The following is a 23,761-nucleotide window of genomic DNA, read 5'->3' as shown; positions in this document are numbered from 1 at the left end:
CATAGTTGAAGAAAGCTTTTTATTTCCTGTCCATTGGGTCCATGTGGTACAATGCAATACATACCGTTGAATAGTTTCGAAAAAAGGACCGGATTTTTGTTTGTGTTACGTAACTTTAAATATGGTTATAACACGTTTTTAAGGGGTGATAGAATTGTTTAAATTTAATGATGAAAAAGGTCAATTAAAGTGTTCCTTCTGTGGAAAGACACAAGACCAAGTACGTAAATTGGTTGCTGGACCAGGTGTTTATATATGTGATGAGTGTATCGAGCTTTGCACAGAAATCGTTGAAGAAGAACTAGGAACAGATGAGGAAGTAGAATTTAAAGACGTTCCGAAGCCGAAAGAAATTTGTGAAATTCTTGATGAGTATGTCATTGGTCAGGACCAAGCTAAAAAGTCACTATCAGTCGCAGTTTACAATCATTACAAGCGTATCAATTCTAACAGTAAGATTGATGACGTAGAGCTCTCTAAGAGTAACATCGCTATGATTGGACCAACTGGAAGTGGTAAAACGTTATTAGCTCAGACATTAGCGCGAATTTTAAATGTTCCGTTTGCCATTGCTGATGCAACATCTCTCACTGAAGCTGGTTATGTTGGTGAAGACGTAGAGAATATCCTTTTAAAATTGATTCAATCAGCTGATTACGATGTGGAAAAAGCTGAAAAGGGTATTATTTATATTGATGAAATTGATAAAATTGCTCGTAAATCTGAAAATCCTTCAATCACCAGAGATGTATCTGGGGAAGGTGTGCAACAAGCATTATTAAAAATTCTAGAAGGTACGGTTGCAAGCGTTCCTCCTCAAGGTGGGCGTAAGCATCCACACCAAGAATTCATTCAAATCGATACCACCAATATTTTATTTATTTGTGGCGGTGCTTTTGATGGAATCGAACCAATTATTAAGCGCCGTTTAGGTCAAAAAGTGATTGGTTTTGGTTCGGATATTAAGCAACAGGAAATTACACAAAAAGAGCTTCTTTCCAAAGTATTACCTGAGGACTTACTTCGCTTCGGATTAATTCCTGAATTCATTGGCCGTCTACCTGTTATTGCAAGTCTTGAGCAGTTAGATGAAGCAGCATTAATTGAAATCTTAACGAAGCCAAAAAATGCTTTAGTTAAGCAATATCAAAAAATGCTTGAAATCGATGAAGTAGAACTAGAATTCGAAGAAGGTGCACTTATTGAAATCGCGAAAAAAGCGATTGAACGTAAAACAGGTGCCCGCGGACTACGTTCGATTATTGAAGGAATCATGCTGGATGTGATGTTTGACCTTCCATCTCGTAATGATATTCAAAAGTGTATCATTACAAAAGAAACGGTCATCGACAATAGTATTCCGAAGCTTGTGTTAGCAGACGGAACCGTTGTAGCAGAAGAGAAATCAGCTTAATAAATTGAATGTCAGAGGACTCAGTCAAATCACTGGGTCCTCTTTTCTATCTTTTATACATCCCCTCTAAAACAGTTTCTTACAAATTGTGGTTTATTCCCTCTGTATGCAGGAAATACTTATACATATCTACCCAAGTTTACTTTGTAGCAGGAGGGAAAAATATGAGTTGGACGGGGATTGCTTTATTTATACAGCTGTTTTTTGGAATTATTATCGGGCTGTATTTTTGGAATTTGCTTAGGAACCAGCGGACACAGAAGGTTTCCATTGATCGGGAATCCCGAAAGGAAATGGAACAGCTTCGGAAGATGAGATCCATCTCATTAACAGAACCATTAGCAGAAAAAGTACGCCCTACAAGCTTTCAAGATATTGTTGGACAAGAAGATGGAATTAAGTCATTGAAAGCGGCATTATGCGGTCCAAATCCACAGCATGTTATTATTTATGGACCACCGGGTGTTGGAAAAACAGCGGCAGCAAGATTGGTTTTAGAAGAAGCGAAAAAAAATCAAAAATCACCCTTTAAACAAACTTCTGTATTTATTGAATTGGATGCGACCACCGCTCGATTTGACGAACGAGGGATTGCCGACCCTTTAATTGGGTCCGTACATGATCCAATTTATCAAGGAGCGGGAGCAATGGGCCAGGCTGGAATACCACAGCCAAAGCAAGGTGCAGTTACGAACGCACATGGCGGTGTCCTATTTATTGATGAAATTGGTGAGTTGCACCCGATTCAAATGAACAAACTTTTAAAGGTTCTTGAGGATCGTAAGGTATTTCTTGAAAGTGCCTATTATCATGAAGAAAATAATCAAATCCCAACCCATATCCATGATATTTTTAAAAATGGGCTTCCTGCTGATTTTCGCTTAATTGGTGCAACCACAAGGACTCCAAGTGAAATTCCACCTGCGATTCGTTCACGTTGTATGGAAGTTTTCTTTCGAGATTTATCTCAAGAAGAAATTATCCAAGTTGGACAAAAGGCTGCTGAAAAAGTAGAACTTGCCATCAGTGAAGCTGGATTAGAGATTTTATCTACATATGCAAGAAATGGGCGTGAAGCCGTTAATATGATTCAGATAGCTGGCGGGCTAGCCATCACGGAAGAGCGAAATTTTATTAAAGACGAAGATTTAGAATGGGTTGCCCATTCTAGTCAACTATCTCCAAGAATGGAAAGAAAAATCAATGACGATTCCCGTGTCGGTCTTGTGAATGGACTTGCAGTTTACGGACCAAATTCAGGTGCACTGCTTGAAATCGAGGTAACCGTTATTCCTGCGATAGATAAAGGATCCATTAACATAACGGGAATCGTCGAGGAAGAAAGCATTGGCGGTCAAGGTAAGTCAATCCGCAGGAAAAGTATGGCACGTGGTTCGATTGAAAATGTTATTACTGTTTTAAGGTCGATGGGCGTTCCAGCTAATGATTTCGATATTCATGTCAATTTCCCAGGCGGGGTTCCGATTGATGGTCCTTCAGCAGGGATTGCGATGGCAACCGGAATTTATTCTGCCATCTACAAAATTCCGATTGATAACAAAGTTGCGATGACCGGAGAAATAAGTATTCATGGAAATGTGAAACCGATCGGCGGTGTTTATCCAAAGGTAAAGGCAGCTAGGAAAGCTGGGGCAACGACGGTAATCATCCCAGAAGAAAACGTGCAATCGATTTTAAATGAAATAAAAGGAATTCGGATTGTTCCTGTTACGCATTTAAGTGAAGTCTTTGACGTTGCCCTCGTCAATAATCAGCCGCTCAATCAAGTGATTCCGGCATCTATAGAGCTAACAAAAAAAGAATCCATTTAACTTTATTCACTTCGGTTGTCTAACCGGAGTGTTTTTTATGAAGGCTCTTTTGTTAAACTTTATTGTTTTTTGTACAAACGAAAACAGACTTTATGAAAGAAATTAAGGAGCTTGGGGAAAATTAATCATATTGACAAGAAGAAACTGTTACTTTCGTAATATTAGACACAAATTTGCAAATGAGATAGAATTGTACAAAGACGTTTTCTGCTTTTATCAGCGGGAAACATTGATTTATGCATGTGGAGGTGCAACTTAATGGCGAAAGATAGAGAATTGATCGTTCCCCTCCTGCCGCTTCGGGGGTTGCTAGTATATCCGACAATGGTCCTTCATTTAGATGTGGGGCGTGAAAGATCGGTTGAGGCCCTTGAAAAAGCGATGGTAGATGACCATTTAATTTTTTTAACGACGCAAAAGGATATTGCAATCGACGAACCGTCTGAGGAAGATTTATACGAGATTGGTACGTTAACAAAGGTTAAACAAATGCTCAAGCTCCCAAATGGCACAATTAGAGTATTGGTCGAGGGACTCAACAGAGCCAAAATTGAAACATTTCATGATGAAGAAGAATATTATGCTGTCAGCATCGTGACATATGATGAACCTACAACAAAGGATGTAGAGGATCAGGCATTAATGAGAACAATGCTTGAGTATTTCGAGCAATACATAAAGTTATCAAAGAAAATTTCAGCAGAAACCTATGCCTCGGTTGTTGACATTGAAGAACCAGGAAGAATGGCCGATATTATCGCATCCCATTTACCAATCAAATTAAAGGAAAAACAAGAAATACTTGAAATGATTGATGTAAAAGAGCGAATGAATATGGTGATTGATACCATTCAAAATGAAAAAGAAGTACTGAATCTTGAGAAAAAGATTGGCCAGCGTGTGAAGCGCTCAATGGAAAGAACGCAAAAAGAATATTATCTGCGAGAGCAAATGAAGGCAATTCAGAAAGAATTAGGCGATAAAGAGGGTAAAACCGGTGAAATTGCCGACCTTACTGAAAAAATAAACCAAGCGGGTATGCCTGAACATGTTCAGCAGACTGCTTTTAAAGAACTTGATCGCTATGAGAAGGTGCCATCAAGTTCAGCTGAAAGTGCCGTTATTCGCAACTATATTGAATGGTTAATTACGATCCCATGGTCAAAAAAGACAAATGACGATATTGATATTAACCGTGCTGAAAAGATCCTAAATCAGGATCATTTTGGACTTGAAAAAGTGAAAGAACGTGTATTAGAATTTTTAGCCGTTCAAAAGCTGACCAATTCCTTAAAAGGACCGATTCTTTGCCTTGCAGGACCTCCAGGAGTAGGTAAGACAAGTTTAGCGCGTTCGATTGCTTCTTCATTAAATCGCAATTTTGTCCGTGTCTCCCTTGGAGGCGTTCGTGATGAGTCTGAAATACGCGGTCACCGCAGGACTTATGTTGGGGCGATGCCAGGTCGAATCATTCAAGGAATGAAAAAAGCGGGCACGATTAATCCAGTCTTTTTATTAGACGAGATTGATAAAATGTCAAGTGACTTCCGTGGTGATCCATCTTCAGCGATGTTAGAGGTGTTGGACCCGGAACAAAACCATAATTTTAGCGATCATTATATCGAAGAAACGTATGACCTATCAAAAGTCATGTTTATTGCGACGGCCAATAACTTATCCACGATCCCTGGTCCGCTTTTAGATAGAATGGAAATTATTACGATTGCTGGCTATACCGAGATTGAAAAAGTTCATATCACAAGAGATCACTTGTTAGGCAAGCAAATTAAAGAAAATGGACTTTCAAAAGGGACATTGCAGGTACGTGATGATGCCATTTTAAAGGTAGTTAGGTATTATACCCGTGAAGCAGGAGTACGGAGTCTAGAACGGCAAATGGCAACCATCTGCCGCAAGACTGCCAAGATTGTTGTTTCTGGTGAGAAAAAACGGGTTGTTGTTACCGAAAAGAATGTTGAGGATTTCCTAGGTAAGCCAAAATACCGCTATGGTCAAGCTGAAACAGAGGATCAAGTCGGAGTTGCAACCGGGCTGGCCTACACGACTGTAGGTGGCGATACACTCCAGATTGAAGTTTCCCTATCACCGGGTAAAGGCAGACTGGTATTAACAGGAAAACTAGGCGATGTCATGAAAGAATCTGCACAGGCTGCGTTTAGTTATGTTCGTTCAAAGACTGCAGAGCTTGGTATTGAAGAAGATTTTCATGAAAAATACGATGTGCATATTCACGTTCCAGAAGGAGCAGTTCCAAAAGATGGACCATCTGCAGGAATCACTATGGCTACTGCACTCGTGTCTGCTTTAACCGGTAAAGCAATTCGGCGTGAAGTAGGGATGACGGGTGAAATTACCCTAAGAGGCCGTGTGCTTCCAATTGGTGGGTTAAAAGAAAAAACACTTAGTGCTCATCGGGCAGGATTAACAAAGGTTATTCTTCCAAAGGATAATGAAATGGATATTGATGATATACCAGAAAGTGTCAGAAATGAAATTGAGTTTGTTCTTGTTTCACATGTCGATGAAGTTTTACGACATGCACTAGTAGAAGGTGGATTAAAATGAAAGTAACAAGTTCCGATATTGTCATCAGTGCCGTAAGGCCAGCGCAGTACCCAGAAACAGAGCTTCCTGAATTTGCATTGGCAGGAAGGTCAAATGTAGGTAAATCTTCGTTTATTAATAAGATGTTAAATCGTAAAGGCCTTGCCAGAATCTCGTCAAAGCCAGGGAAAACACAGACCTTAAATTTTTACTTAATCAATGAAATTCTTCATTTTGTCGATGTACCTGGCTATGGATATGCAAAGGTATCGAAGTCGGAACGGGAAGCTTGGGGAAAAATGATTGAGACGTATTTTACCTCCCGTGAGCAATTAAGAGCTGCAGTTTTGATTGTAGACTTACGGCACCCGCCGACACAAGATGATGTGATGATGTATGATTTCTTAAAGCACTATGACATTCCTTGTATTGTTATCGCAACGAAGGCAGATAAAATCCCAAAGGGAAAATGGCAGAAGTATTTAAAAGTTACAAAAGAAACGCTTGATTTAGACGAAAACGATCAAATTGTCTTGTTTTCATCCGAAACAGGCGAAGGCAAAGACAAAGCATGGACAATTTTACAAAGCTATATGTAAAAATAACGTTATGCTGAAGATTTCTAAAGGAGTCCGTTTTCGGGTGCTTCCTTATTAAAAGACACAAGAAAAGACGTATGAATTGGCATACGTCTTTTCTTTGTTTATCAAGGTTTCTACGAAATTAAAGAGGATCCGCAATTATCGGTTGGGGGATCAGGTTAAGCATCTGATCTGAAAATAGACGGAGAAATTCCGTTTAATTAGAAATTATTATAAAAAAAGGCTTCAATAGACGGAGAGATTCCGCCTATTGAATCAAAAAATTCAAAAATGGAGGATATTCCTTTGCTTAAGCGGAAAACCTCCGCTTATTTACCCCGAAACCAGCTCCATTTTGCATTTAACCGGAAAATCTCCGCTTATTTTACTTTTGCTGGTTACTCGATTAAGGACAAGACATCTTTATTTAACAGGGAGTGAGATTCCAAGAGAACCTCATTTTGATGAATTACAGTGCCTGACGTTATTTTTTCTTCCGAAAGAGAAAGTAGATTCCAACAAGAATAATAATGGCTGGCCAAAATTTCCAAACAAAACTTAGCCCATTTTGCAGTAAATTAAGATATTCAGATACTTTATCGTAAAATAATAGCAACAATGCCATTACTAAAAAGAGAAACGCTTGAAACAAACCATTATTGGTTTTTTGAAACCGAAGAAAGAAGCCAATGGATATAAACAATACCAGCATGCCAATGGTATTGTTTGGCCAGAAAGAGACTTTACCAGCCAAATGGAAATGTAGACCGAACCCCCCTATGATAACACCAGGCAGAATTGCTTCATGGTCTTTTGCAGAGTATCCCTGTCCTAAAAAAGCCGCACCGACAATAATAAGCAGCGTTGGCCATGAATACAATGCTTGAAAAGCAGTAAATCCAGATTGCTGTAAGAAAAGATAGACACCAAAGCCAATCAGGATAATTCCAGGGAAAATCCGTTGATTCTTCATATAAAACACCACTTCCAATAAGGTATACTTGAATATCATTGATTTTTTTGGTACGGTACATAAGATGATATTTTATTTTAAACATAAACTTTTTTTCCTATTTATAGTAACATATGTTTCGTTTTCTGTTCACATTTTTCGGGTAAATGTTGAAAATCCCGTGTTATAATCAGACTAGTTAATCATGTAGAAATAGTAATTGTATTACTTATTGGGGGTGTTCTAAAAAAATGCATATTGTAGTGATCGGTTTAAACTATAAAACTGCCCCTGTGGAAATCCGTGAGCGGTTGACATTTAATCAAGCCGACCTTGGGGATGCCATGACAAAATTAAATTCCAAAAAAAGCGTCCTTGAAAACATCATTGTGTCGACGTGTAATCGTACAGAGGTATATGCCGTTGTAGATCAATTGCATACTGGCCGTTATTATATAAAGGAATTTCTATCTGAATGGTTCGGAATTGAACAATCAGAGTTTTCACCATTCCTATTTGTTTACGAAGAAGACGGTGCCGTTGAACATTTATTCAAGGTAGCTTGCGGTCTTCATTCAATGGTATTAGGGGAAACTCAAATATTAGGGCAGGTTCGTTCAAGCTTTATTTTGGCTCAAGAGCAAGGAACAACAGGTACAGTCTTCAACCACTTATTCAAACAGGCGATTACAGTAGCAAAACGTGGACACGCTGAAACAGATATTGGTGCAAATGCTGTCTCTGTTAGCTATGCAGCTGTTGAACTTGCAAAGAAAATCTTTGGTTCACTTGAAAATAAACATGTCCTCATTTTTGGTGCAGGCAAAATGGGTGAGTTAGCAGCCCAAAATCTGCATGGGAACGGTGTAAGGAAAGTAACTGTCATTAATCGTACGTATGAAAAAGCAAGAGTTCTTGCCGATCGATTTTCTGGAGATGCAAAAACAGTCGATGATCTTCAAAATACGCTTATGGATGCAGATATTCTGATTAGCTCTACAGGTGCGAAGGATTTTGTCATTTCGAAATCAATGATGGAAAAAGTGGAGAAAAAGCGTAAGGGTAAGCCATTATTTTTGGTCGATATTGCCGTTCCGCGTGACCTAGATCCTAAAATCGCTGAGCTAGAAAGTGTCTTTTTATATGACATCGATGATTTAGAGGGAATTGTACAGGCAAACCTTCAGGAGCGAAAGAAAGCAGCTCAAGCCATTATGTTGATGATTGAAAAGGAAATTGTTGATTTCAAACAATGGCTTGGTTTGTTGGGCGTTGTACCTGTTATCTCGGCACTTAGAGATAAAGCGGTTGCCATTCAAGCTGAAACAATGGTCAGTCTAGAGCGCAAGCTGTCCCATTTATCGGACCGCGATCTAAAGGTATTAAATAAACATACAAAAAGCATTATCAATCAACTTTTAAAAGACCCTATCTTACAAGCGAAAGAATTGGCTGCTCGTCCTGATGCTGATGAGGCATTGGATTTATTTATGAAAATATTTAAGATTGAAGAGCTTGTTGAAAAACAAACAAAAGCAGCCGAAACCAAAAATGCAATGGTTCATGTACCTCAGGCTTCTTTTCAGTCATAAGAGGAACTTATTATGTATGACTTTTATATGACACGACTGCACGAATTGACAGTAGTTCTATATGCCTTCAGTGTATTGTTATATTTTTTCGATTTCATTCACCATAACCGGAAGGCAAACCGTATCGCCTTCTGGTTACTTGCGTTTGTATGGGTTTTACAAACGATATTTTTAACTTCCTATATGATAAAAACAGGAAAATTTCCGGCGTTAACGATATTTGAAGGTCTGTATTTTTATGCATGGATATTGGTTACGCTATCGCTAGGAATTAACCGGTTATTGAAGGTTGATTTCATTGTCTTTTTTACGAATATACTTGGCTTTATTGTCATCGCCATTCATACATTTGCTCCGATTAACCATGATTCGCATATTATTAGCAATCAGCTAATGTCTGAGCTTTTACTTATACATATCACAATGGCAATTCTGTCCTATGGGGCTTTCTCATTATCTTTTGTCCTATCGACGCTTTATCTCATTCAATATGATTTATTGAAAAGAAAAAAGTGGGGGGCGAGACTTATGAGAATTGCAGATTTGAGCAAACTGGAACGCTCCTCTTATATTTTAGTAGTAATAGGAGTTCCCATGCTGTTATTAAGCCTCATTCTTGGATTACAATGGGCCTTTCTAAAAGTTCCAGGAATGCCATGGTACGATATGAAAATAATAGGATCATTTGTTGTTTTATTAGGGTACAGTATTTATTTGTACCTGCGTATTGTTAAAAATATGTCAGGCAGACAGCTAGCCATTTGGAATACAGGATCTTTTATAGTCGTTTTAATAAACTTTTTCTTTTTTGGTCAATTATCATCATTTCATTTTTGGTATTCATAATTGCAGGAGGTAGTCATGAGAAAAATTATCGTAGGTTCTAGACGCAGCAAGTTGGCTTTAACACAAACAAATTGGGTGATTGAACAGCTGAAAAAGCTCGGAGGACCTTTTGAATTTGAAGTAAAAGAAATTGTCACTAAAGGAGATAAAATCCTTGATGTCACACTTTCAAAAGTAGGCGGAAAAGGCTTATTTGTGAAGGAAATCGAGCAAGCGATGATGGATAAAGAAATTGATATGGCTGTTCATAGTATGAAAGACATGCCAGCAGTCCTGCCAGAGGGTCTTACAATCGGCTGTATCCCATTCCGTGAGGATCATCGTGACGCGTTGATTTCAAGAGATCATGTTAAGTTAAAGGATCTGAAGCCAGGAGCAATTATTGGTACTAGCAGCCTTCGCCGTAGCGCGCAATTACTCGTACAACGTCCTGATTTAGAAATAAAATGGATCCGTGGAAATGTGGATACGAGATTACAGAAGCTTCAGGATGAAGAATATGATGCTATTATCCTAGCTGCAGCAGGACTTTCCCGTCTTGGCTGGGCAAAAGAAACCATCACTGAATTTATCGACGAAGAAATTTGTGTTCCAGCTGTTGGCCAAGGAGCATTATCGATTGAATGTCGTGAAGATGACAAAGAGCTTCTTGAACTGTTCGAAAAATTCACATGTAAGAAAACAGAAAGAGCTGTTAGAGCTGAACGGGCTTTCCTTCAAAAAATGGAAGGCGGCTGCCAAGTGCCAATTGCCGGCTTCGCCACTATCGAAGACAATGACGAGATTGTTCTAACCGTATTAGTAGCGTCTCCTGAAGGCCATGAAATCTTCAAAGAGGAACTAAGAGGTCATAACCCGGAAGAGCTTGGTATTCAAGCTGCAGACCTATTAATTGAAAAAGGAGCTAAAGACCTGATTGAGAAGGTTAAACGGGAGCTCGAAGGTCAATGCTAGAACCATTAGGTTTGAAAGACAAAAAGGTCCTCGTTCCCCGTGGAGCAGGTCAGGCAAAATCCTTTTCACAACTTGTAGAAAAGTATGGAGGGATTTCAATCGAAATCCCTCTTATTGCGTTTCGTCCGATTGAAATCAATCAACGGCTGCAAACGGCAATAAACGAAATTGAGACATATAACTGGATTATTTTTACAAGCAATATCACGGTTGATACTTTCTTTTCTTTTAAAAATATCGAAGAGTTCAGTACATTTCCTAGAGTTGCAGTTATTGGCAAGAAAACGGAAGAGGTCATTAGCGAAAAGGGGTTAAAAGCTGAGTTTGTTCCATCTTCTTATGTGGCTGAGGTATTTGTTGAAGAATTCCTCCCCTATGTGGCACCAGGTTCAAGGATCCTGCTTCCGAAAGGAAATCTCGCCAGGGAATATATATCGAGTTCTCTTATACGGCATGGTGCTCATGTCGATGAAATCGTCATTTATGAAACGTACATGCCGAATGAGAGCCTTGAAAAACTGGCAAAGCTGCTTTCTGCCGATGAGCTGGATATCTTAATGTTTACGAGTCCCTCCACTGTAGATCACTTTATGAATGTGGTGAAAGAGTATAAACTTGAGAGTCATATCGGAAATTGTGTCGTTGGCTGCATCGGACCGGTAACAGAGAAAAAACTGCGATCTTATGGATTACCAGTCCATGCTGCACCAAAGGAATATACCGTAAAAGAAATGGTCAAAAGTACGATTGAATACTTAGAAAAATAATGTTGGGGGTAATTATAAATGGAATTACAATTTTCACGTCATCGCCGATTACGATCAAGCGCTAACATGCGGGCGCTAGTGAGAGAAAACCACTTACGACCGGAAGATTTTATCTATCCGTTGTTTATTTATGAAGGTGAAAATATTCGCAATGAAGTTTCATCAATGCCAGGTGTTTTCCAAGTATCGATCGATCATCTTCAAGCAGAGATGGAAGATATCGTTGCACATGGAATTAAATCTGTATTATTATTTGGTATTCCTACAACAAAAGATGCTTGCGGAGAACAAGCTTTCCATGACCATGGGATTATTCAAGTGGCAACACGGTTTATTAAGGAAAGGTTCCCAGAAATCATTGTCGTAGCCGATACCTGTTTATGTGAATATACAGACCATGGTCACTGTGGTGTTGTCGAAGGGGAAAAGGTTCTGAACGATGAATCCTTAGAATTACTTGTAAAAACAGCAGTCGCACAAGCAAAAGCTGGAGCAGATATTATTGCACCATCGAATATGATGGACGGCTTTGTTGCAGCCATTCGTGCCGGTTTAGATGAAGCTGGATTTAAAGAGATCCCCATTATGTCTTATGCGGTTAAATATGCGTCTGCTTTTTACGGTCCATTCCGTGAAGCAGCAGAAGGTGCACCACAGTTTGGCGATCGCAAAACGTATCAAATGGACCCTGCCAACCGGATGGAAGCATTTAGGGAAGCGGAATCCGATGTTGCAGAAGGCGCAGATTTCTTAATCGTTAAACCAGGATTACCGTATCTTGATATCGTTCGTGATGTAAAAAATAACTTCAATCTACCTGTTGTAATTTACAACGTAAGCGGTGAATATGCAATGGTGAAAGCTGCTGCTGCAAACGGCTGGATTGATGAAAAAAATACTGTTCTTGAAATGTTAGTAGGGATGAAGCGTGCCGGCGCAGATCTAATTATTACCTATGCAGCAAAAGACGCATGCCGTTGGTTAAAGGAACAATAATTTCAAGATGAAAAGAGGAAAGTAAAATGCGCTCATATACAAAATCAATTGAAGCATTTAAAGAAGCTCAAAACCTAATGCCTGGCGGGGTGAATAGCCCGGTACGTGCTTTTAAATCAGTGAATATGGATCCGATTTTCATGGAAAGAGGAAAAGGTTCTAAAATCTATGATATCGATGGCAATGAATATATCGATTATGTATTATCATGGGGACCGCTAATCCTTGGACATACAAATGAACGCGTCGTTGAAGGCATTAAAAAGGTGGCTGAGCTTGGTACAAGCTATGGCGCACCAACATTAATGGAAAACGAACTGGCTAAGCTTGTGATTGAGCGTGTGCCATCAATTGAAGTGGTAAGGATGGTATCGTCAGGAACAGAAGCGACGATGAGTGCCCTCCGCTTAGCACGAGGTTACACAGGCCGTAATAAAATTTTAAAGTTTGAAGGCTGTTACCATGGACATGGTGATTCTCTGTTGATTAAAGCTGGCTCTGGTGTTGCTACACTTGGATTACCAGACAGTCCTGGTGTTCCTGAAGGAACTGCTAAAAACACGATTACAGTCGCTTACAATGATCTTGAAGCGGTAAAGTATGCATTTGAACAATTTGGCGATGATATTGCATGTATTATCGTTGAGCCAGTTGCAGGGAATATGGGGCTTGTGCCACCGCTGCCTGGATTCTTAGAGGGTCTTCGTGAGATTACCACTGAAAAAGGCGCTTTGCTGGTTTTTGATGAGGTTATGACTGGTTTCCGTGTAGGCTACAATTGTGCACAAGGCTATTTTAATATTACTCCAGATATTACTTGTCTAGGAAAAGTAATTGGCGGTGGACTGCCAGTTGGCGCTTACGGTGGTAAAGCTGAAATCATGCGTCAAATTGCTCCAGCCGGACCGATTTACCAAGCTGGAACTCTTTCAGGAAACCCACTTGCCATGACGGCTGGGTATGAGACGTTAAGCCAATTAACACCAGAGCATTATGAAGAGTTTAAGCGCTTGGGAGACTTACTTGAAAAAGGAATTACAGCAGCGGCTGAAAAATATGATATTCCCGTTACTTTCAACCGTGCTGGTTCGATGATCGGGTTCTTCTTTACAAATGAAGATGTCATCGACTATGAAACAGCAAAAACATCTAACTTAGAATATTTCGCTGCCTATTATCGTGAAATGGCTGAACAAGGAGTATTCCTGCCGCCATCCCAATTCGAAGGCTTGTTCTTATCAACCGCACATACCGACGAAGACATCGAAAAAACGATCAAAGCAGTAGAGATTGCTTTTTCAAAACTAAAATAATTCGTTCCTGGCACTTATCAAATTGATAAGTGCTTTTTTTATTGAAAAATACTTGTTAAGTAGGACATTTACAGTGTTCCAATGTGCCCCAAAACCTATAAGGGGAGAGTTTTCGGGCAAGTGGAGAGGCCCTATGTGCGTGAAAAAGGAAAAATGGAATTTTTCGGTCAAGTAGAGAGGCCCCATGTGCGCGAAAAAGAAGAAACGGAATGTTTCGGTCAAGTGGAGAGGGTCCATGTGCGCGAAAAAGAAGAAACGGAGTGTTTCGGTTAAGTGGAGAGGGTCCATGTGCGCGAAAAAGAAGAAACGGAATGTTTCAGTAAAGTGGAGAGCTCCCATGTGCGCGAAAAAGAAAAAACGGAATGTTTCGGTCAAGTGGAGAGGGTCCATGTGCGCGAAAAAGGAAAAAAGAAAATTTTTGGTCAAGTGGAGAGCTCCCATGTGCGCGAAAAAGAAGAAACGGAATGTTTCGGTTAAGTGGAGAGGCCCTATGTGCGCGAAAAAGAAGAATAGAAAATTTTCGGTCAAGTGGAGTGACCGAAGAGCATACAGAAAATGCGTTTGGGTCAATGCAGAGGTGCTGGAGTGACCGAAGAGCATACAGAAAATGCGTTTGGGTCAATGCAGAGGAGCTGGAGTGATCGAAGTGCAGTCAGAAAAAGCATTTGGGTCAATGCAGAGGAGCTGGAGTGACCGAGGAGCATTCGGAAAAGGCATTTGGGTAATGCAGAGGAGCTGGAGTGACCGAAGAGCATTCAGAAAAAGCATTTGGGTCAATGCAGAGGAGCTAAAGTGACCGAAGTGCATTCAGAAAAGGCATTTGGGTCAATGCAGAGGAGCTGGAGTGACCGAAGAGCATTCAGAAAAAGCATTTGAGTCAATGCAGAGGAGCTGGAGTGACCGAAGAGCATTCAGAAAAAGCATTTGGGTCAATGCAGAGGAGCTAGAGTGACCGAAGAGTATTCAGAAAAAGCATTAGGGTCAATGCAGAGGAGCTGGAGAGACCGAAAGAAGCCCCCATGTGCCCAAAAACATCAAGGGTGAGTTTCGGTTAAGTCGTGAAATAAAAAACAAAGAGAATCCTAAACTTTTTTTGATTACAAGGCTTTTTTATCATATTTAAAAGCTGTTATTCATAAAGTGTAAGTGACATAGTGATTTTGCGTAAAAGGAAACGAAAGGAGGAGTCGCTTTGTCTCAGGAGAATCAATCGTGTCTACGATTTTCCTTGGAGGAATCTTTGTGGTTTAGAAAGGGACAGGAAGTAGCTGAGCTTGTTTCGATTTCTCTAGACCCGGATATTACCATCCAGGAAAATGATCAATACGTAACCATACGGGGTTCGCTGGAATTAACAGGCGAATATAGAAGTGAAGAAGATAGTGTGGAGAATGAGGAAGAAAATGAACCGAACCAAAAGTATGTAGAAAGAGTGGATCCACAAGAAGAAGGAATTTGTGAATTCTCACACCGTTTTCCTGTCGATATTACCATTCCAAACAATCGAATTCAAAGTATTTATGATATTGATGTCATCGTCGAATCATTTGATTATGCAATTCCGGAGCGCAGCTGTCTAAAACTATCTGCTGAACTGACCATTAGCGGTTTATATGATTCATCCCAGCAGGATGCAGACGTGGAAGTAGAGGAAGAGGAAGAGTATGAAGTACTCCATCGCTATCAGGTAGAAGCAACAGAGGAACCACAACAAGAGGAAAATCAATTTGAGGACACTTTCTTATTTGAAGCAGAAGCAAAGTTGCAGCCAGAAGAAAAACAGGTTGAACCATTTCCGAAATTCCCGACCTTTACGTATCAAGAGCCACAAGAAGAAGAGCAGCCACAACAGCCTGCCGTTTTTGAATTTGCTAGAAGTGAAATCAGTGAGCCAAAACATGAGGAAGCGCCGGCAAAGCCAATTGCAGAAGAGGTGAAGGAACCTTCTCAACCAAAAGAACCAGTTATGGAAGAGAGTTCTTCCTCTCCAGAAGAACCACCTAAACAGGTAAAAAAGAAGGCATCTAAAAAGAAATCGATGACACTCACGGAATTCTTTGCACGCAAGGAAGAAGCGTCAGATCAAGCGAGATTAAAAGTTTGTATTGTTCAGAAGGGTGATACACTCGATAGCCTTTCCGACCGTTACGACGTTTCTATTCCCAATCTACTTAGATACAATAATCTCGAGCTCAACCAAGACGTGTATGAGGGTCAGGTATTATATGTACCTGTTGCCTTTGCAAAAAAATAACAGTCAAAACAGGGTGAGCGGGTTTGGAAAACCTGCTCACATCTGTTTAAGTACTTTGCTTTCTTTGAAAGGCAGATGATTTTCGATGAATGATTCGAATCTTGTGGATCCACTAGTCCCGATTTTAAAAAACTATCAAGTACAACCACATTTCGTTGAAGACCATGGCAGTGTTAAAAAAATCTATACGGATAAAGGGACATTTGCGCTGAAAAAAATTGACCCGACGACGGGAACTGATTTTATCCGCCATGTTCATCTGCTCTATCAAAAGGGCTATAATCGAATTGTGCCGATCTATCCAACAATGGACGGAAGGTATGCGGTCCTTCATGATAAAGCTCTTTATTATTTAATGCCATGGATGTCGAATGAAGTAACGGAAGATCGCCAGCATAAACACCAGCAACTTTTTCGCGAGTTAGCCAGGCTTCACACATTATCGGCCAAAGACATCACTGTTAACAAAGAAGAGCGGACAGAGCATTATGAAAAGACGATTCAGCTGCTCGATAAGAATCAGGAGCTTCTGGATGGGTTTATCGATGAATGTGAAAAAAAGACGTACATGTCACCGTTTGAGCTTGTGTATTGCTTGTACTATAACGAAATAAGCCAGGCGCTGCGCTTTTCGAAAACGAAATTTGAAGAATGGTATGAAAAAACAAAGGAAGAAGAAAAAGCACGAATGGTGATTACGCATGGGAAAATATCATCCGAGCATTTCCTTTATGATGATAAAGGGTACGGCTATTTTATTAATTTTGAAAATGCCCGCTATGGCTCACCCATTCATGATCTCTTGCCTTACCTGTCTCGTTCCTTTAACTCTCAGCCAAAACGAAATGATGAGGGCGTTGAGTGGATACACCATTACTATAAATATTTTCCCTACAAGGCAGATGAAAAACTTCTTTTCTTAAGTTATCTAGCTTATCCCATTCCCATCATCCAGGTGGTCGAACGGTACTATAAAAAAGAACAGCCAAAAAACGAGCTGAAGTTTGTCCGAATGCTGCAGCGCAAATACTGGCATTTGAAGAATTCCGAGTATGTAGTCATGAGAATGACAGAAATAGAGGAACAAGAAAAGAAGGCAAAAGAAGGAGCCCAGCAGCAGTAACTATTGCTTTTTGGGCTCTTAAACAATTTCAAAAAATATAAATACGGCTATCGCAATAAACACTGTTAATAATAAAATATCAAAGACAGTGGGAATAAAAATTGTCCGGATTAATTGAAAAATCGTAAACGGCAAAATCAACTGCGCGCATACTCTCCTAGTGGTTCGAAACCAGGGAGCGTAGGAATACTTGGTAATAAATTTCCTCCGCTTCATATAAACCTTCCTCTCGAAAATGGCGTTTCTTTTATGTATATTCTATCTACCTAGCGAATTCCCCTAATTCTTAACGTTTTTCCTAAAATGGTATATAAAATAAAAAATTTGGTTATCATGATTGACGTCTAGAACCTTTTTTGGGTAGTATAATACATATAATTAATTACATATATAGCACTGACAGGGAAGAGTACGATGTACACCTGCTTTAAGAGAGGGAAGCCATTAGCTGAAAGGTTGCCTAAGCAGACACTCGGAAAGTCGCCCTCGAGCTTCTTCAGCGAACGGATGTACAATCCCATTAGTTGAAGACGGATCAAATCCGTTATCCCGTTAAGAGCCAATTCATTTCTTTTGGGTTGGAAAAAAGGTGGTACCGCGAAGCAAACTCCATTCGTCCTTTTAAGACGATTGGGGTTTTTTGTTGTTGATGGAAAAAGGAGGAATAAAAATGGAAACGAAAGAAATTACTATGCCGACGAAGTATGATCCACAGTCGATTGAACAAGGTCGCTATGAATGGTGGCTAAAAGGAAAGTTTTTTGAAGCACAGAATGATGAGGGCAAACAGCCTTATACGATCGTGATACCACCGCCAAACGTTACCGGTAAATTGCATTTAGGGCATGCCTGGGACACAACGCTGCAAGATATTCTAACTCGCATGAAGCGGATGCAGGGCTATGATGTTCTCTGGCTCCCAGGGATGGACCATGCTGGAATCGCGACACAAGCGAAGGTAGAAGAAAAGCTTCGCAGTGAAGGTAAAAGCCGTTATGATTTAGGTCGTGAAAAGTTTGTTGAGGAAACATGGAAGTGGAAGGAAGAATACGCCTCCCATATCCGCCAACAATGGTCAAAACTAGGTTTAGGTTTAGACTACAGCCGTGAGCGGTTCACCCTTGATGAAGGATTATCGGCAGCTGTTCGAGAAGTTTTCGTTACCCTTTATAAAAAAGGTCTTATCTACCGCGGCGAATACATCATCAACTGGGATCCATCCACAAAGACAGCCTTATCGGACATCGAGGTTATTTACAAAGATGTTCAGGGTGGTTTTTATCATATGAAATATCCGTTAGCAGACGGTTCAGGACATATTGAAGTAGCAACTACACGTCCGGAAACGATGTTAGGCGATACCGCGGTTGCGGTTCACCCTGAAGATGAGCGCTATAAGCACTTAATCGGTAAAACCGTTATCCTGCCAATCGTGGGCCGTGAAATTCCGATCGTCGGCGATGATTATGTAGATATGGAATTTGGTTCTGGTGCTGTTAAAATAACTCCAGCTCATGATCCGAACGATTTTGAAATCGGTAACCGACATAATCTTGAGCGGGTTCTTGTTATGAACGAAGACGGCACCATGAATGATAGAGCAGGAAAATACAAAGGTTTGGACCGTTTTGAATGCCGCAAGCAAATTGTGAAGGACCTTCAAGAACAAGGTGTTCTTTTCAAAATTGAAGAGCATTTACACTCTGTTGGGCATTCCGAACGCAGTGGCGCAGTAGTAGAGCCATATCTTTCAACACAATGGTTCGTTAAAATGCAGCCTCTTGCGGATGAAGCGATTGCCCTGCAAAATAAAGAAAACAAAGTAAACTTTGTACCAGATCGTTTTGAAAAAACCTACCTGCACTGGATGGAAAATATCCGTGACTGGTGTATTTCCAGACAGCTTTGGTGGGGTCACCGCATTCCTGCTTGGTACCATAAGGAAACTGGTGAGGTTTACGTTGGACACGAAGCACCTGCAGACAGCGAAAATTGGGAGCAGGACAAAGACGTATTGGATACGTGGTTCAGTTCTGCATTATGGCCGTTCTCCACTATGGGCTGGCCAAATGTTGAGGCAGAGGACTTCAAGCGCTTCTTCCCAACAGACGTTCTAGTAACAGGATATGATATCATCTTCTTCTGGGTATCCCGAATGATTTTCCAAAGCCTTGAATTTACAGGAGAACGGCCTTTTAAAGATGTTCTCATCCACGGATTGGTTCGTGATGAACAAGGACGTAAAATGAGTAAATCCCTTGGTAACGGTGTCGACCCAATGGATGTTATCGACAAATACGGTGCTGATGCACTACGCTACTTCCTATCAACTGGCAGCTCACCGGGTCAGGATTTACGCTTTAGCTTTGAAAAAGTTGAATCCACTTGGAACTTTGCGAATAAAATTTGGAATGCCTCTCGTTTTGCATTAATGAATATGGATGGCATGACCTATGAAGAAATCGATTTTAGCGGAGAAAAGTCTGTCGCTGATAAATGGATTCTCACTCAATTAAATGAAACGATTGACCATGTAACAAAGCTCTCAGAGCGTTATGAATTTGGCGAAGCTGGTCGTGCACTGTATAACTTTATCTGGGATGATTTCTGTGATTGGTATATTGAAATGGCGAAGCTTCCATTATATGGTGAGGATGAAGCAGCAAAGAAAACCACTCGTTCGATCCTGGCACATGTTCTTGATCAGACAATGCGTCTGTTACATCCATTCATGCCATTCATTACCGAGGAAATCTGGCAAAACCTTCCACACAGCGGTGAATCGATTACAACTGCCAAATGGCCTGAAGTAAATCCAGCATATTCTGATGAACAAGCTGCACAGGAAATGAAGATGTTAATGGAAATGATTCGTTCCGTTCGAAATATCCGTGCAGAAGTAAACACACCAATGAGCAAAAAGATTAAAATGCTTGTAAAGGCAAAGGATGATTCAGTATTAAAGGCGCTTGAAAAGAATCGTGGCTATATTGAAAAATTCTGTAACCCAGAAGAATTGCAAATAGGAACAAACCTCGAAACACCAGAAAAAGCAATGACAGCAGTTATTACCGGCTTGGAAATCTATCTTCCATTAGAAGGCTTGATTAACATTGACGAAGAAATTGCCCGTCTCGCAAAAGAATACGATAAATTGACTAAAGAAGTAGAAAGAGTCGAAAAGAAACTAAACAACGAAGGCTTTATGAAAAAAGCTCCAGAAAGTGTAGTTACCGAAGAACGTGCAAAAGAAAAAGACTATCGTGAAAAACGAGCGTTAGTAGAAGCACGCATAAATGAGTTAAAAGGATTATAATAAAAAAGAGACGAGTCCTATATAGGATTCGTCTTCTTTGAGAAAATATAATGGGGTGTCATAGATGTTTACGACTTATAGCGAAGCCCTTGATTGGATTCATGGAAGATTAAGGCTCGGCATTAAGCCAGGTCTTGCCCGAATGGAATGGATGATGGAAAGATTAGGCCATCCAGAACGTAAAATAAAAACCGTCCATATTGGCGGTACAAATGGCAAAGGATCGACGGTAACCTACCTTCGCTGTATTCTCGAGGCGGCAGGATATACCGTTGGGACATTTACGTCTCCTTATATTGAACAATTTAATGAGCGTATCTCTGTTAATGGGAAACCGATTCGTGATAAAGAGATACTTGAACTAACGAACGTAATAAGTACGCTTGCAGATGAATTAGAAGAAACCGAACTGGGTGGACCAACCGAGTTTGAAGTCATCACAGCGATGTCGTTCTATTATTTTGCCAATGTCAATCAGGTGGATATTGTTTTGTATGAGGTTGGTTTGGGTGGAAGATTTGACTCAACAAACATTATTCAGCCAATAGCTTCGGTGATCACAAACATTGGTTTGGATCATACCAATATCCTAGGTCATACTTACGAGGAAATTGCCTTTGAAAAGGCTGGAATTATCAAAGCAGGGGTTCCAACCTTCACCGCAGTAAAAAATGAAAATGCCATTAAAGTAATAAAAGAACAGGCTGAAAAAAAGCGTGCCCCACTTTATAGATTGAATCAGGACTTTACGATTATCTCGCACAGCCCACAAGAAAATGGTGAGGTTTTTACACTAAAAAGTCCTGAACAAACACTAGAGCAGCTAGAAATCAGCATGATTGGCCAGCACCAAACAGAAAATGCTGCTTTAGCGGTCATGGCTGCACAATCAATCAATCATGATGGTGATTTTTCAATCAGTGAGCATGCCATTAGGACAGGTGTAAAGACTGCATACTGGCCAGGCAGGTTTGAAATCCTTTCAAAAAGTCCACTCGTCATTATAGATGGTGCACATAATGATGAGGGTATTTCGGCACTTGTCCAAGAATTATCAAATCGTTATCCTAACAATACTATTCATATTGTCTTTGCCGCATTAAAAGATAAAAAACTTGATCAGATGATTGCCCAATTGGATCAAATTGCGGATGAATTATCCTTTGTCTCATTTGATTTCCCACGTGCAGCAAAGGCAAGTGAATTGTATTCAATAAGTCATTCGAAAAATAAAGTAATGGTAGATAAATGGGAATCACATCTTGCTAAAATGATCCAAACCATAGGGGAAAATCAGATTCTCGTCGTAACGGGATCATTGTATTTCATTTCAGAGGCGAAACCATATTTAAGTGAATTATTGAAAAATAATGTAATTTCACTATGACAAGCTAAAGTATTTTTGGTAAAATAAATACATCTTGAATTCTAAATAATGGGAGAAAGGAGGAGGAGTAGAATGGTAGTAAATGCACGAATGAAAAAAGTAATATTTCTCGTATGGTTGTTAATGGTCCCTGCAGGGATGTGGTTTACTTACCATACCTATCCTCCTAATTTCTCTGGCCAATGGCTAGACCTTATTGCCTTCTTACTTTTAACTTTAGTTGTTGCCTCCATGCCAATGGTCATTAATAACACCCCGATCTTTTTAATACAGTGGGTATCGCTAGCTACTTTTTTAAGCTTTGGATTATTTGTCGAAATGGTTTTTGCCCAAGCGGCAGTGATCGTACTCCTGCTTAAATTAAGAATTCAAAAGGATCAATTATTTCGCCTGCCATTGAATTTTATTATGTTTTTTCTAGTTTCATTAATAAGTGGTGCTGTATATTACTTGCTTGGCGGTAAGACAGGACCAGAATTAATTAGTAATCCTCATGCAATATGGCTTGCAGCGACATATGCAGTCTTAAATTACTTTTTAAATCAGGTTATCGTTTCATTTTATCTCTATTTTATTTATAAAAGTAAGGGCTCCTATTTCGGAAAGGATTTCATTGTTGAAACGATAACTACATTAATTACTTTGCCGCTTGGAATTGTCTTGTACATGCTTTATAACCAAGGAGGATTATTGCCACTGTTATTAGTTGGTATTCCTTTTGTTAGTTTATCGATCATTTTCAACCTCTATTATTCTAGTGAAAAAGTGAACGCATATTTGCAGCAAGCCGCTGAAATTGGCCATCAAATGGCAGAGCGTCTCGAAGTGAACGGTGTTCTTGATTTGTTAATTGAAAAGCTCAGTGAAATGCTTCCGGTGGACTATGGCTTTATCTTCGATGTAGTAAATGAGGATGAACTTCATCTAGTTCGCAGCATCAAGGGCAAGTGTAAGGAATTACCCTTGAACATGCCGAGGATCAAAAAGAATGAAGGAATTAGCGGTTATGTTTGGTCAAAAGGGAAAGCACATTTGTATTCAACAAGTAAGCAATGGAAACGATACTCGACTGGGTATATCCCTTCCGATGCAGAAAGTGTATTAGCGGTTCCGATTGTTAGAAATAAAAAGGTAATCGGAGTGGTAATGCTGGCTTCTAAACGCAAACGCGCCTATGAAAAATATCAGTTGATGATCGTTGATATTCTCTGTTCTTATTTTGCCGTGGCAATGGAAAATGCGAAGCACTATGAAATCACAAAAATGCAAAGCGAACACTGCGCACTAACCAAATTATATAATTATCGTTACTTTGAAAAATTATTAACAGAAGAATTCAATAAACTATATCAATTTGAACGGCGTGTATTATCGCTAATCATCCTTGATATCGATCATTTTAAAGCAGTCAACGATACGTATGGGCACCAAAGTGGGAACGAAATACTTATCGAACTTGCAGATAGGCTCAGTAAAATAGTAGGCTCACGCGGAACTGTAGCCCGTTACGGTGGCGAGGAATTTGTCGTCTTACTGCCCGAGGGAAATAAAGAAGAAGCCTATCAAATGGCTGAAATGATCAGACAAGCCATTGCCAACTGGCCGTTTACCTTACAGGAATCGTTAGAACTAAAACAACACCAGGTGAAAATCACCGCCTCCATCGGTGTTGCAACAGCACCAGAGGATGCTGAGGACCCGCTCGCACTGGTTCGGCATGCTGATCGAGCACTATATGTTGGAGCAAAGCGGGCAGGGAGAAATCGGGTGGCGGAGTATTCGTCTTGTTAGCAACTTTGTAATTTAATAAACAGACTAAGGGATCATGGGAATAATTTCATGGTCCCTTAGTTTGTATAATAATGGTTG

At 40.0% G+C, this 23,761-nt stretch carries 19 protein-coding genes and 1 other annotated feature; of the genes, 18 read left to right on the top strand and 1 reads right to left on the bottom strand.

From position 1 onward, the window contains the following. Nucleotides 1–154 precede the first annotated feature (154 nt). The 4 genes from clpX to yihA all read left to right on the top strand — a co-directional run bounded on the left by clpX (nucleotide 155) and on the right by yihA (nucleotide 6,410). A complete protein-coding gene (gene clpX / locus BLR86_RS05390; protein WP_090759058.1) occupies nucleotides 155–1,414 on the top strand; it encodes an ATP-dependent protease ATP-binding subunit ClpX in 1,260 nt (419 codons plus the stop codon). 164 nt (nucleotides 1,415–1,578) lie between these two features. Beyond that, complete coding sequence (gene lonB, locus BLR86_RS05385) at nucleotides 1,579–3,246, top strand: ATP-dependent protease LonB (protein ID WP_090759056.1); 1,668 nt, start codon at nucleotides 1,579–1,581, stop codon at nucleotides 3,244–3,246. A gap of 258 nt (nucleotides 3,247–3,504) precedes the next feature. Continuing rightward, complete coding sequence (lon, locus tag BLR86_RS05380) at nucleotides 3,505–5,832, top strand: endopeptidase La (protein WP_090759055.1); 2,328 nt, start codon at nucleotides 3,505–3,507, stop codon at nucleotides 5,830–5,832. After that, nucleotides 5,829–6,410, top strand: a complete 582-nt coding sequence (gene yihA / locus BLR86_RS05375) for a ribosome biogenesis GTP-binding protein YihA/YsxC (RefSeq protein WP_090759053.1) — start codon at nucleotides 5,829–5,831, stop codon at nucleotides 6,408–6,410. Before lon ends, yihA begins: the two co-directional genes overlap by 4 nt. Before the next feature lie 466 nt (nucleotides 6,411–6,876). Here the strand turns inward: yihA and BLR86_RS05370 are convergent, their stop codons facing one another. Further along, entirely contained in the window at nucleotides 6,877–7,365 is a 489-nt protein-coding gene (locus BLR86_RS05370; protein ID WP_090759051.1) for a LiaI-LiaF-like domain-containing protein, read from the bottom strand. Nucleotides 7,366–7,595: 230 nt separating this feature from the next. Here BLR86_RS05370 and hemA point away from each other — a divergent pair, with 230 nt between their 5' ends. The 14 genes from hemA to BLR86_RS05300 all read left to right on the top strand — a co-directional run bounded on the left by hemA (nucleotide 7,596) and on the right by BLR86_RS05300 (nucleotide 23,683). Further along, nucleotides 7,596–8,936, top strand: a complete 1,341-nt coding sequence (gene hemA / locus BLR86_RS05365; protein WP_090759050.1) for a glutamyl-tRNA reductase — start codon at nucleotides 7,596–7,598, stop codon at nucleotides 8,934–8,936. A 12-nt stretch (nucleotides 8,937–8,948) separates the two neighbouring features. Continuing rightward, on the top strand, nucleotides 8,949–9,782 hold the full coding sequence (locus BLR86_RS05360; protein WP_090759048.1) for a cytochrome C assembly family protein: 834 nt from the start codon (nucleotides 8,949–8,951) through the stop codon (nucleotides 9,780–9,782). 15 nt (nucleotides 9,783–9,797) lie between these two features. Next, complete coding sequence (gene hemC, locus BLR86_RS05355) at nucleotides 9,798–10,736, top strand: hydroxymethylbilane synthase (protein ID WP_090759046.1); 939 nt, start codon at nucleotides 9,798–9,800, stop codon at nucleotides 10,734–10,736. Next, nucleotides 10,730–11,503, top strand: coding sequence for a uroporphyrinogen-III synthase (locus tag BLR86_RS05350; protein WP_090759044.1), 774 nt, complete (start codon nucleotides 10,730–10,732; stop codon nucleotides 11,501–11,503). Before hemC ends, BLR86_RS05350 begins: the two co-directional genes overlap by 7 nt. 18 nt (nucleotides 11,504–11,521) lie before the next feature. Further along, the gene (hemB, locus tag BLR86_RS05345) at nucleotides 11,522–12,499 is read left to right on the top strand and encodes a porphobilinogen synthase (protein WP_090759042.1); all 978 of its coding nucleotides are present in this window, start codon (nucleotides 11,522–11,524) and stop codon (nucleotides 12,497–12,499) included. A gap of 26 nt (nucleotides 12,500–12,525) precedes the next feature. After that, nucleotides 12,526–13,812, top strand: coding sequence for a glutamate-1-semialdehyde 2,1-aminomutase (gene hemL, locus BLR86_RS05340; RefSeq protein WP_090759040.1), 1,287 nt, complete (start codon nucleotides 12,526–12,528; stop codon nucleotides 13,810–13,812). Between the two features lie 135 nt (nucleotides 13,813–13,947). After that, nucleotides 13,948–14,085 carry a hypothetical protein gene (locus BLR86_RS25920; RefSeq protein WP_175492789.1) on the top strand — a complete coding sequence of 46 codons (138 nt, stop codon included), beginning with the start codon at nucleotides 13,948–13,950 and terminating at the stop codon, nucleotides 14,083–14,085. 15 nt (nucleotides 14,086–14,100) lie between these two features. Further along, on the top strand, nucleotides 14,101–14,289 hold the full coding sequence (locus tag BLR86_RS25615) for a hypothetical protein (protein WP_139185572.1): 189 nt from the start codon (nucleotides 14,101–14,103) through the stop codon (nucleotides 14,287–14,289). 169 nt (nucleotides 14,290–14,458) lie between these two features. Beyond that, nucleotides 14,459–14,608 carry a hypothetical protein gene (locus BLR86_RS26380; RefSeq protein WP_217642361.1) on the top strand — a complete coding sequence of 50 codons (150 nt, stop codon included), beginning with the start codon at nucleotides 14,459–14,461 and terminating at the stop codon, nucleotides 14,606–14,608. 396 nt (nucleotides 14,609–15,004) lie between these two features. Further along, the gene (spoVID, locus tag BLR86_RS05325) at nucleotides 15,005–16,066 is read left to right on the top strand and encodes a stage VI sporulation protein D (RefSeq protein WP_090759030.1); all 1,062 of its coding nucleotides are present in this window, start codon (nucleotides 15,005–15,007) and stop codon (nucleotides 16,064–16,066) included. 85 nt (nucleotides 16,067–16,151) lie between these two features. Continuing rightward, on the top strand, nucleotides 16,152–17,189 hold the full coding sequence (gene ysxE / locus BLR86_RS05320) for a spore coat protein YsxE (RefSeq protein ID WP_090759028.1): 1,038 nt from the start codon (nucleotides 16,152–16,154) through the stop codon (nucleotides 17,187–17,189). 387 nt (nucleotides 17,190–17,576) lie between these two features. Then, nucleotides 17,577–17,813 (top strand) — a binding site (T-box leader). Nucleotides 17,814–17,859: 46 nt separating this feature from the next. Then, entirely contained in the window at nucleotides 17,860–20,505 is a 2,646-nt protein-coding gene (locus BLR86_RS05310; RefSeq protein ID WP_090759024.1) for a valine--tRNA ligase, read from the top strand. 64 nt (nucleotides 20,506–20,569) lie between these two features. Continuing rightward, nucleotides 20,570–21,892, top strand: a complete 1,323-nt coding sequence (locus BLR86_RS05305; protein WP_090759022.1) for a bifunctional folylpolyglutamate synthase/dihydrofolate synthase — start codon at nucleotides 20,570–20,572, stop codon at nucleotides 21,890–21,892. Nucleotides 21,893–21,964: 72 nt separating this feature from the next. Continuing rightward, a complete protein-coding gene (locus BLR86_RS05300; protein ID WP_090759020.1) occupies nucleotides 21,965–23,683 on the top strand; it encodes a sensor domain-containing diguanylate cyclase in 1,719 nt (572 codons plus the stop codon). Nucleotides 23,684–23,761 lie beyond the last annotated feature (78 nt).

This window comes from Bacillus sp. OK048, assembly GCF_900103525.1.
Classification (GTDB): domain Bacteria; phylum Bacillota; class Bacilli; order Bacillales; family Cytobacillaceae; genus Neobacillus.
Note: the sequence above shows the minus strand (reverse complement) of the source record. Positions and strands in the feature narration are given on the sequence as shown.

Excerpts from the sequence above, each read along its gene's own strand:
- lonB (WP_090759056.1), top strand. The coding sequence starts at position 1,579 with ATGAGTTGGACGGGGATTGCTTTATTTATACAGCTGTTTTTTGGAATT.
- lon (WP_090759055.1), top strand. The coding sequence starts at position 3,505 with ATGGCGAAAGATAGAGAATTGATCGTTCCCCTCCTGCCGCTTCGGGGG.
- yihA (WP_090759053.1), top strand. The coding sequence starts at position 5,829 with ATGAAAGTAACAAGTTCCGATATTGTCATCAGTGCCGTAAGGCCAGCG.
- BLR86_RS05370 (WP_090759051.1), bottom strand. The coding sequence starts at position 7,365 with ATGAAGAATCAACGGATTTTCCCTGGAATTATCCTGATTGGCTTTGGT.
- hemA (WP_090759050.1), top strand. The coding sequence starts at position 7,596 with ATGCATATTGTAGTGATCGGTTTAAACTATAAAACTGCCCCTGTGGAA.
- BLR86_RS05360 (WP_090759048.1), top strand. The coding sequence starts at position 8,949 with ATGTATGACTTTTATATGACACGACTGCACGAATTGACAGTAGTTCTA.
- hemC (WP_090759046.1), top strand. The coding sequence starts at position 9,798 with ATGAGAAAAATTATCGTAGGTTCTAGACGCAGCAAGTTGGCTTTAACA.
- BLR86_RS05350 (WP_090759044.1), top strand. The coding sequence starts at position 10,730 with ATGCTAGAACCATTAGGTTTGAAAGACAAAAAGGTCCTCGTTCCCCGT.
- hemB (WP_090759042.1), top strand. The coding sequence starts at position 11,522 with ATGGAATTACAATTTTCACGTCATCGCCGATTACGATCAAGCGCTAAC.
- hemL (WP_090759040.1), top strand. The coding sequence starts at position 12,526 with ATGCGCTCATATACAAAATCAATTGAAGCATTTAAAGAAGCTCAAAAC.
- ysxE (WP_090759028.1), top strand. The coding sequence starts at position 16,152 with ATGAATGATTCGAATCTTGTGGATCCACTAGTCCCGATTTTAAAAAAC.
- BLR86_RS05310 (WP_090759024.1), top strand. The coding sequence starts at position 17,860 with ATGGAAACGAAAGAAATTACTATGCCGACGAAGTATGATCCACAGTCG.
- BLR86_RS05305 (WP_090759022.1), top strand. The coding sequence starts at position 20,570 with ATGTTTACGACTTATAGCGAAGCCCTTGATTGGATTCATGGAAGATTA.
- BLR86_RS05300 (WP_090759020.1), top strand. The coding sequence starts at position 21,965 with ATGGTAGTAAATGCACGAATGAAAAAAGTAATATTTCTCGTATGGTTG.